This is a genomic window from Pseudomonas sp. NDM (assembly GCF_003105095.1).
Taxonomy (GTDB): Bacteria; Pseudomonadota; Gammaproteobacteria; order Pseudomonadales; family Pseudomonadaceae; genus Aquipseudomonas; species Aquipseudomonas moraviensis_A.
The window spans coordinates 1-7,723 of the sequence record NZ_QETJ01000201.1 but is presented as its reverse complement, the minus strand read 5'-3'; the positions used below and the strand labels follow the sequence as shown (position 1 = coordinate 7,723).

Here is a 7,723-nt window from a genome sequence, read left to right as displayed (position 1 = left end):
CGGTGGGTCAGTAACAGGTAGGCTGACTGACACTCCGCTATCGCGAGCAGGCTCACTCCTACACGGGATATCCGGTTATTTTGCGGATGCTCTGATAAAGCGGTTTAAGCTGCCGATACATCCGCAAATACACTTCTCTGTACAGTTGCTGGTAAATCTTGTGCGCCTCAGGCTGCGGCGTGAACACCGCCCCCACCCGAGTCATCGCGGCAATGGCCGATGGGAAATCCTTATGCAATCCCAACCCCACCGCACAACAAATCGCCACCCCCAACCCGGACGCTTCATACACATGCGGACGCTCGGCCGGCAGGCCGAAGATGTTGGCGGTCAGTTGCATGGCGGCGTCACTTTGTGAGCCGCCGCCGGCGACGCGCAGGCGTTTGATCGAGACCTTTGAGCGTCGCTCGATATTCTCCATGCCTTGGCGCAGCGCGTAGGCCAGTCCTTCGAGAATCGCGCGGTAAATATGCGCGCGGGTGTGCACGTCGCCGAAGCCGATCATCGCGCCTTTGGCTTCCACGCCCGGTTCGCGAATCCCCGGTGACCAGTAGGGTTGCAGCATCAGGCCCATCGAGCCCGGCGGCACTTCATCGACCAAGGCGTCAAACAGTTGCTCCGGTTCGATCCCTTGTGCTTTCGCCTGTTGCATCTCGCGCAGGCCGAACTGGTTCTTGAACCAGCTGACCATCCAGTAGCCGCGATAGATCATCACTTCGCAGTTGTACTGATCGGGCACGGCCGAGGGATAGGGCGGGATCAGCGGGACGATTTCCAGGTAGCGCGAGCGGGTGCTGGTGATGGTCGCGGTGGTGCCGTAGGACAGGCACACGGTGCTCGCATCGACCACGCCGGAGCCGATCACTTCGCAGGCCTTGTCCGCGCCAGCGGCAATCAGCGGTAGGCCTTCGGGAATGCCGGTGTGCCGGGCGGCTTCGGCCGTGATGTGGCCGAGGGTTTCGCCGGGTTTGTGCAGGGTCGGCAACTGCTGCGGGCGCACCGCCAGTGCCTGCCATTTCCAGTCACGCGGGGCCGCCCATTTCAGCCGTTTGAAGTCGAAGGGCAGATAGCCGACGCAGCAGCCCACGGAATCGACGAAGCGCCCGCACAAGCGATGGGTAAGAAAGCCAGAAAGCAGTAAATATTTGTCAGTCGCCGCCCACACCTCGGGTTGATGCCGGGCGATCCAGTTGGCCTCGGCCTGGGCGCGGAAATAATCCACCGTTGCTTGGGCGCCGACCAGTTTGAACAGCCAGCCCCACGGCCCTTTGATGCCGCCCTCGACTTCAGTCTGACGTTGATCGAGCCAGACAATTGCCGGGCGCAGCGGTTTGCCCTCGGCATCGACATTGATCACGGTGCCGCGCTGGGTGGTCAGGGACACGCCGGCAATCTGCGCACGGTCGATGCCGGTCTGCTGCCAGAGTTGCTGACAGGCCTCGCCGAGTTTCGCCCAGTAATATTCCGGATCCTGCTCGGCCCAACCGGGTTGCGTCGAGTAGTACGCCTGCAGATCGACTTTGCCTTTGCCGAGCAGATTGCCGTGCAGATCGAAGAGCAGCGCACGCACGCTCTGGGTGCCGTTGTCGATCGCTAATAGGTATTTCATGGCGTGATCTCCGGCAAGCCATGATCGCGCAGCCACAGCAAGCGGTAGCGCTGGATTTCCGTTTGCCAGCGCTCATCGTTCCAAGCCAATCGTGGCTGGCACAGCGTGCGGATCGCAGGCAAATAATCCTCGCCACCGCGCGGCAGCAACAGGCCCAAACGGGTGCGGCGCAGCAACAGATCATCCAGGTGCAGAATCATTTCCGCCTCGCAGGCGAACGCCAGTTCTGCCCACAACGTATCGCTGGCCCCAACCGTTTCCAGACCGAGTTCGCCGAGCAATTGCGCCAGCCTCGGCAGGTCTCGACCCTGACGCCCGGCCAAGCGTCGCCATTGATTGCCGCTCAGTCCCGCAATCGTCAGCGGCGGCACAGCGGCGAACACCGGCGCGCCGTCGTCGACAAAAGAACGCCCAAGCATCGCCGCACAAGCCTTGAGCACTTCGATCGCTTGCGGACGAAATGTGGTCAGTTTTCCACCGGCCAACGTCACGCAACCGGGCTCCTGCCACAGCACATGTTCGCGGGTTTCGTTAGATGGTTTGTCTTGATGCGCACCCGCCGCGCTGCCCACCACCGGGCGCACGCCTGACCAAGTCGAGAGCACGTCGTCGACGCGTATTTCGGCACCGGGAAATTGCTGCTGACAGGCGGCGAGCAGGTAGTCGAGTTCTTCGCTGGAAATGCGCGCGCTCTGGTCGAGATCGTCGCGGTGATCGAGGTCCGTGGTGCCGACCACCGTCGCGCCTTCCCAGGGAAAGACAAACACCGGGCGCCGGTCGCGCTCATGCAGAAAGGTGAACGCCTGCGCCACCGGCAAGCGCCAGCCCGGCAGTAACAGATGACTACCGCGCAACGGTCGCAATTGCTTCACAGCTTCAGCGGGACGCAAGCGCTCAGCCCATGCACCCGTGGCCACGGCCAACACAGCGGAGCGCACTTGTAGCGTCGTGCCGCCCTCGCAATCCTTAACCTGAACCCCGCACACCCGCCCGTCTTCACGCAGCAGTTGCGTGACCCGCACACCATTGAGCACCACCGCGCCGTCATCCCGAGCCTCGCGCAGTACGCGCATCACCAGCCGCGCGTCATCGGTCAGTGCATCGACAAAACAGCTGCCGCCGAGCAAACCGTTTTCCTTCACCCCCGGGGCGAGAAAACGCAGTTGCTGGGCGTCATGAAAAGCATGGTTGCGCCGCCCCGCCAGCGCGTCGTACACCGAGAGCAAGCTGCCCATGATGCGCGGCCCGGGAAAGCCGCCGCGATAGTGCGGCATCATGAAACTCATCGGCTCGACCAGCCCCGGCGCTTCGTCGAGGAGTCGCTGACGCTCGCGCACCGAATCGCGGGTCAGGCGCCACTGGCCCTTGGCGATGTACCGCAAACCGCCGTGGACCATTTTCGATGATCGGCTGGAGGTGCCCCAGGCAAAATCCCGCTGCTCCAGCAGCAGACAACGCCAGCCCCGGCGCGCCGCTTCGCGGACAATTCCGGCGCCGCTGATGCCGCCGCCGACGACGATCAGGTCCCAGGTTTGATCCGCCAGCGTCGGCAGCATCTGCTCGCGCCATTGCGCGTTCCATTCCGCCGTCATGGCCGCGACTCTGGCAACAGCGTGCCGGGATTGAGGCGCCCTTCCGGGTCGAAATGTTCGCTCAGCGCCTGCAAGGTCTGCATCGCCAGCGGGCCTTTTTCCCGTAGCAGATAGGGCGCGTGATCCTTGCCGACGCCGTGCTGATGACTGATGGTGCCGTGGTGGTCGACGATGGTCTGGCTGGCCGCGTGTTTGAGCGCCCGCCATCGCGCCAGCGTTGCGGCATAGTCCGCCGCCGGGCGAAACACATAGGTGGTGTAGATGCTTGAGCCCTCGCCGTAGACGTGCGAGAGATGGGTGAAGACATGCACGCGTTCGCCCTCGGCGGCCAAGGCGTCGCGCAGGCTGTTTTCGATCAGGTTGAGCAAGTGGTCGACGTTGCTCCAGTCGGTGGCGGTTTCGAGGGTGTCGACCACGTAACCGGCGTTCCACAGGTTCTCGCGCAGGTAGGGAAAACGAAAGCGGTTCTGCGCCCACTTCTTGCCCAGCAGCGTGCCAATGAAGACGCCGCCGAAGGATTTCAGATGCGCGCGCGCCTGTTTCAGCGACAGTGCGTTTTGCTGGCGATTGCCGGTGACGCCAAAGGTCAGCAGGCATTTGCCGTCGCCGGCACCGCGCAGCTTGAGGTACTTCTCCAGCCAGGCGATCTGCTGCGGATGGCCGGCCAGCGCCAGTTGCGTTTCGGTTTCCACCGCGTTCGACAGGCGCAGCATCGACAGCGGTACGCGCGCCTGCGCCAGTTGCCGGATCGCTTGCAGCGCCTGCGGCCAGTCGGGCAGAAACACGCCGTAGAAACGTTCGTCCGCCGGCAACGCACTGACCCGCACCTTGACCTCGGAAATGATCCCGAAACGGCCTTCGCAACCGAGCACCACTTCACGCAGATCCGGGCCGGCGGCCGACGCCGGGAACGTCGGAATCTGCAGAGGCCCGGCGAACGTTTCCAGGGTGCCGCCGGCAAACAATTGCTCGATCCGCCCGTAGCGCAACGACTGCTGGCCGCTGGAACGACTGGCCACCCAACCGCCCAGCGTCGACAGCTCCCACGACTGCGGAAAATGCCCCAGCGTGTAGCCGCGCGCGCGCAATTGGCTTTCGACTTGCGGCCCGCTGGCGCCGGGGCCGAACGTCGCCAGCAGGCTCTGTTCGTCGAGGTCGGTCAGGCGATTCATCCGCGCCAGCGACACCGTCAGCACCGGGCGCGCGGATGTCGGCGGATTGATGTGTCCGGCCACTGAAGTGCCGCCGCCGTAGGGAATCAGGCACAGATCCTGATCATGGGCGAGCGCCAGCAATTGGCGGATCTGCTCGGCGGTTTCCGGAAATGCCACGGCATCGGGATAAGTGCCCAGCGCACCTTCGCGCAACGCCAGCCAGTCCGGCAGGCTTTGGCCGCGCGCGTGCAGCAGGCGATCGTGAGTGTCGACGCTGTACAAGCGATGCGGCACCAGGCGCGAGGTCGGCACTTGCGCCAACGCCGCTGCCAACGTCGCATCGGGCAGCGCCCGGCCAGCGCCCAGGCGTTCGTGGAGAAACGTCGCGCCCTGGGCCGGCAGTTCGACCACCGTGCCTGCCTCTCCCCAGCCGTTCCAGCGTCGCATGCGTGTGTCCTTTTTTTGCCGTCGGATCAAGCTTGCATACTAGTCAGCGCTGGAGATCTGTCACGGTCGCATCCGGCCAGAACCTGTAGCCAATGGCGCCAAACGTCGGGGCATTTACATTCGCCGGGCAATCCACTTACCTTGCGGCATTCATTCGCTCACGCGCCGTCGATCAAAGGACCGCGACCATGCCATCCCTCGGCTTCACTTCCGTTCCGCCGCTGCTCAAATACCTGCGTCATGCCGAACAGTTGGGCATGGCCATCGAGCCTGCGTTGGCGGCGGCCGGGTTGCAGGCGCAGCAGTTGAGCGACAACACCTTGCGCCTGCCGGGTGAGGTTCACGAGCGCTTGCTGGACTATTTCTGCGAGCACTCGGGCGATGGCTTGTTCGGGCTGCACGCGGCAAATTTTGTCCTGCCCAATTCATGGAGCGTGCTCGGTTACATCACCATGAATTGCGCGACGCTGGGCGATGCTATGAGCCGGATCATGCCATTCGAAAAACTCGTCGGCGACATGGGCGTCAGCCGCGCCGAGGTGCTGGGCGAGCACGTGCATCTGATCTGGACTTGCCGCTACGAGCGGCCACGGATTCGCCGGCATCTGGTGGAAAACGTGCTCGGTTCGTGGCTGCACTACGCGCGCTGGATCGCCGACACGCAGCTGTCGCCGGCCTGCGTATGGCTGGAGCATGCGCGTCCGGATGAGGTGACGCTGGCCGAGTACGAGGCGTTTTTCGGTTGCCCAGTGCGGTTCGATCAGGCGTATTCGGCGCTGGTGGTGCCGCTGGCGTATTTGCAGTTGCCGCTGCGCCAGGCCGATGCGCAATTGCTGCGAACCCTGGAAGAACACGCTATGGGTTTGCTGGCGACGCTGGAAGAGGCGTCGCTGGCGCAGCAGGTGAAGAACATCCTGCGCGGTTTGCTCAAGGAGGGCTTGCCGCGCAAGGAGCAAGTGGCGGAGCAGCTCAGCGTGTCGGTGCGCACGTTGCAGCGGCAATTGCAGCAGGCCGGGACGTCGTATCAGCAGATTCTCGATGAGCTGCGTCAGGAGTTGGCGGAGCACTATTTGCTTAATAGCACGTTGCCGATTCAGGACATTGCGCAGTATCTGGGCTTTACCGAACCGCGCTCGTTTCATCGCACGTTCAAGAGCTGGCGCGGGATGCCGCCGGGGGAGTTTCGGTTGCGGAATCGGCGGTGAATGTGCCGGCCCTATCGCGAGCAGGCTCACTCCTACAAGGATTTTTGGCGTATGCAAAATCCGCGTACACCGAAGATCAACTGTAGGAGTGAGCCTGCTCGCGATGAGGCCAGCCGCTACACCGCTTAAACAATCTTTGCCGCAGCTGTTTAAATCAACCCGGTATTCCGCGAAACCACCCACAATTCCTTGCGCCGCTGCCTACGCCTGCGCCAGAATCCGCCGGCTTGTGCGCCCCAGACCTCATCGCTACTGTGATTGCGTCACTGCCCATCAGTGATCGGGTTTAGTAGCCCGGAGTATTTGGGGTGCATAGTTCATCAGACAGTCAGGTCTCGCCTGAACTTCATGGTGGCTGTGCGCAGGGCGCCCTCGGGCGCGCCGGTTTCCCAGATCCCCGGTCTACTAACCTGCGCACAGCTGCCTCCACTTCCTTTAGTAGGGAAGCGGTGGCCAGCCAAAATGAGGATCTGGATATGTTCAAAGTAACCCCAAACCCGCCACCCACCGACCCGGCATCGCCCTACGAATCCCCCGAGTCCAAGAAATTCCACGAAGCCGCCGACCGCGCCCTCGATCATTACCTCGGCCCATCCAGCGCTGAATTCATGGCCCCGCCCTACAAATCCAACACGCTGTACATGGCCAATCCCGACGCCGACAACGAATCGCTGCTGGCCGATGCCTGCGAAACCCTGGGGTCGGCGACGGTGATGCTCAACGATCAGGCGGGGCTGGTGAACGGTGCGCAACGCAAGACGTTGCAGGGCATTGCGCAGATTGTGATGGTCGCGGAGATGGCAGTGAATCGCGTGCTGGATCGGTTGGTGCCGACTGATTGAGGGTTTTTGGGGGATTTGGTGTGAGCTGGTTTTTGTGGGGTGTCAGGGATTGCCCTCACCCCAGCCCTCTCCCAGAGGGAGAGGGGGCCGACCGTGCGATGCTCACGAAATACGCCGACCAGAAATGATCGCTGTGAATCCATATTCGACACGGTCGTTCAGGTCGACGTTTGAAGCACGGGCAACTCGGTCGGTCCCCTCTCCCTCCGGGAGAGGGCTAGGGTGAGGGGCTTTTGATCTCAGGCATGCAGATCAAAGACTGATCGCATTGGTAAACACCAACCGATTACCAAACGGATCGGCAATGGTCATGTCCTGACTCCCCCACGGCATCGCCTGAATCTGCGGATGGGAAAACGTATAGTCCTTGGCCATCAACTGCTGCTGAAACGCCTCCAGTTCATCGGTCTCGATACGCAGCGCGGAACCCGGGCACGCATCGCCGTGATGCTCGGACAAATGCAGCACACACTCACCGCGCGACACCTGCAGATACAGCGGATAATTCGCTTCGAAGCGATGCTGCCAGTCGATCTTGAAACCGAGAAAATCGACGTAAAACTCTACAGCCTTGGCCTCATCGAAGATCCGCAGGATCGGGGTGGTTTTGCCGAAGCTCATGGGGTGCTCCCTGACTGATTGGCCCCACAGTGTAGACGGGGAGGATGTCAGCAAATCGGCCTGTTGATGGCTTTCTTTAATTGCACAGTGCCACTATGAGACACAGATCAAAAGATCGCAGCCTTCGGCAGCTCCTGCATTGGAATGCGATCTCCTGTAGGAGCTGCCGAAGGCTGCGATCTTTTGGCGTCATTCGAATCAACGACACCCTTCGCCCAAATCGCCTTCACGTGCCAGAAACCGTCCTGCCCAC

6 protein-coding genes are annotated in these 7,723 nt (G+C 62.2%); 2 read left to right on the top strand and 4 right to left on the bottom strand.

Annotated elements, in window-relative coordinates:
* Positions 1–58: 58 nt before the first annotated feature.
* Genes DCO47_RS24270 through DCO47_RS24260 form a run of 3 tightly spaced genes read right to left on the bottom strand, consistent with a single transcriptional unit; the run spans position 59 to position 4,802 of the window.
* On the bottom strand, positions 59–1,609 hold the full coding sequence (locus DCO47_RS24270) for an FGGY-family carbohydrate kinase (protein WP_116659093.1): 1,551 nt from the start codon (positions 1,607–1,609) through the stop codon (positions 59–61).
* Positions 1,606–3,201, bottom strand: coding sequence for a glycerol-3-phosphate dehydrogenase/oxidase (locus tag DCO47_RS24265; protein WP_116659092.1), 1,596 nt, complete (start codon positions 3,199–3,201; stop codon positions 1,606–1,608). The genes DCO47_RS24270 and DCO47_RS24265 overlap by 4 nt, the downstream gene beginning before the upstream one ends.
* The gene (locus DCO47_RS24260; protein WP_116659091.1) at positions 3,198–4,802 is read right to left on the bottom strand and encodes an FAD-binding oxidoreductase; all 1,605 of its coding nucleotides are present in this window, start codon (positions 4,800–4,802) and stop codon (positions 3,198–3,200) included. Before DCO47_RS24260 ends, DCO47_RS24265 begins: the two co-directional genes overlap by 4 nt.
* Before the next feature lie 188 nt (positions 4,803–4,990).
* Here DCO47_RS24260 and DCO47_RS24255 point away from each other — a divergent pair, with 188 nt between their 5' ends.
* Positions 4,991–6,007, top strand: a complete 1,017-nt coding sequence (locus DCO47_RS24255) for an AraC family transcriptional regulator (protein ID WP_116659090.1) — start codon at positions 4,991–4,993, stop codon at positions 6,005–6,007.
* 476 nt (positions 6,008–6,483) lie between these two features.
* Complete coding sequence (locus DCO47_RS24250; RefSeq protein WP_042608821.1) at positions 6,484–6,849, top strand: DUF6124 family protein; 366 nt, start codon at positions 6,484–6,486, stop codon at positions 6,847–6,849.
* Positions 6,850–7,101: 252 nt separating this feature from the next.
* Here the strand turns inward: DCO47_RS24250 and DCO47_RS24245 are convergent, their stop codons facing one another.
* Complete coding sequence (locus DCO47_RS24245; protein ID WP_116659089.1) at positions 7,102–7,470, bottom strand: glyoxalase superfamily protein; 369 nt, start codon at positions 7,468–7,470, stop codon at positions 7,102–7,104.
* Between the last annotated feature and the right edge of the window lie 253 nt (positions 7,471–7,723).

What these genes read in the sequence shown, in the direction of transcription:
- DCO47_RS24260 (WP_116659091.1), bottom strand. Translation starts at nt 4,802, where the DNA reads ATGCGACGCTGGAACGGCTGGGGAGAGGCAGGCACGGTGGTCGAACTG.
- DCO47_RS24265 (WP_116659092.1), bottom strand. Translation starts at nt 3,201, where the DNA reads ATGACGGCGGAATGGAACGCGCAATGGCGCGAGCAGATGCTGCCGACG.
- DCO47_RS24270 (WP_116659093.1), bottom strand. Translation starts at nt 1,609, where the DNA reads ATGAAATACCTATTAGCGATCGACAACGGCACCCAGAGCGTGCGTGCG.
- DCO47_RS24250 (WP_042608821.1), top strand. Translation starts at nt 6,484, where the DNA reads ATGTTCAAAGTAACCCCAAACCCGCCACCCACCGACCCGGCATCGCCC.
- DCO47_RS24255 (WP_116659090.1), top strand. Translation starts at nt 4,991, where the DNA reads ATGCCATCCCTCGGCTTCACTTCCGTTCCGCCGCTGCTCAAATACCTG.
- DCO47_RS24245 (WP_116659089.1), bottom strand. Translation starts at nt 7,470, where the DNA reads ATGAGCTTCGGCAAAACCACCCCGATCCTGCGGATCTTCGATGAGGCC.